The sequence below is a fragment of the Archangium sp. genome, from assembly GCF_036389735.1.
In the GTDB taxonomy this organism is placed as follows: Bacteria; Myxococcota; Myxococcia; order Myxococcales; family Myxococcaceae; genus Archangium.
In genome coordinates, this window is the sequence record NZ_DASVWK010000710.1 from 1 (window position 1) to 1574 (window position 1574).

The 1574-nt window shown below is 69.9% G+C and carries 1 protein-coding gene and 1 pseudogene; one reads left to right on the forward strand and one right to left on the reverse strand.

Annotated features, from left to right (window positions below; translation table 11 throughout):
• A partial coding sequence (locus VF794_RS25020) for a hypothetical protein (RefSeq protein ID WP_331114587.1) occupies window positions 1–1029 on the forward strand: 1029 nt, incomplete at its 5' end.
• Window positions 1030–1057: 28 nt separating this feature from the next.
• On the opposite strand, the pseudogene VF794_RS25025 reads toward VF794_RS25020, so the two are convergent.
• Window positions 1058–1574 (reverse strand): annotated as a pseudogene (locus VF794_RS25025) (theronine dehydrogenase); the annotation flags it as partial.

Sequence of the window (1574 nt, forward strand, 5' to 3'; positions counted from 1 at the left end):
CCATTGCTCGCCGCCGCTCTCGTCCTGGCGGGTTGCAAGTCGAACCCTCCCGCTCCCCCCACCGCGGCCCCGGGTGCCGTCACCGCGCCTACTCCAAGCAAGGCGCCTCCCCCGGCTCCCGCCTCCGGCTCGGCGCTCTCGTACCTCAAGCCCGTGGACGCCCAGCGTTGCGAGTGGGTACGGCAGCCGCTGCCTTCCGGTGAGCCCACCGTCTTCGCCTTCGACGCGGCGTGTGACGAGTCCCAGCTCTCCTGGAGCCCGGACGGCAACGTGGGGCTGGTGTTCAACGCCGCCACGGGCGATCGCACCCAGCCGCGAGTCTGGCGGGTGGACTTCCCGACGAAGAGTGGCAAGCCGGTAGACCTGAAGGGACTGCTCGGCACGCTGGGAGGACAGGGCACCGACACGCCGCGCATCCACAAGGTGGCCTTCGATGCCCAGGGGCGCCTGGTCGCGCTCGTCTCCGACGTCCCGGTGGAGGACGAGGGCACCCGGGGGCAGGCACTCGCGTTCCGGCAGGAAGGGGCGGACTGGAAGCGCATCGAGTCGAAGCCCACCTCCTTCGATTCAGGCCCCGGGGTCAACGTGCTCGACGCCGCCAAGGCGCTGCCCGACCCGACCCTCTCCCTGTTCGGGGACCTGCCCGGACAAGAGGCCTCTGAGGCCTCCGTGAAGAAGCTGGACGCCGCCCTGCCGGGGCAGGCACAGGGCAAGATTGGAAAGTGGATGTCCCTGTCCACGCCTGGGGGGGCGCTGTACTACTGGACCGCCCAGGATCCAGAAGACGAGTCCACCTACCCCACTGTTCCGGTGCGCTGGGAGCAGGACGGAAGCCTGGTGGAACTCGAGGGGCTGATGGCCAGGCCGGGCGAACGCCTCGGTTTCCAGGTGCGCGGTGGGCTGCTGCTTGTCTTCGTTCTGGGGGAGACGCGCTCGGCCCATGTGTTCGACCCCCGGACGAAGAAGAACCTCGTGGCAGTCAAGAACATCGAGTCCGCGACCTTGTGGCCAGAACCGTCCAAGCCGTGAGGAGAGGGCCCTCCACACGGGAGGGAACCTAGACGTAGCCGAAGCGGCGGCGCAGGAACCACTCGGTGCCCAGCAGGCCCACCAGCGCCACGAGGTAGTACCACCGGTCCCACAACGGCCTGTCCTTCGCCCGCCCCACCTCCACCACCGGCGGATCCAGCAACGGCACGTCGTCCGGCAGCCCACTCATCGGCAGCCGGTACGCCTTGCCGCCCGTGTACTTCGCGATCTGCTCCATCAGCTCCGGCCGCACCGAGGCGTCCGACAGCTCCGGGCCCACCGCTCGCACCGCCACCGCGTCCTCGCCCTTCCCCAGGTCCGTCTCGCCCTTCTTCGCCGTGGCCACCAGCTTGTACGGGCCCGGTGCCGGCGGCGCGAACTCCAGCCGCACCACGCCATCCGGTCCCGTCTGTCCCGTCTGCACCGCCACCGGCTTCTGCGTGTCCACCGACACCAGCTCCACCCTCACCTGCGCGTCCTGCGCCGGCTGGTAGTCCGACGTCCTCGAGGACACCACCACACCCACCGCCTTGCCCGGCTCCACC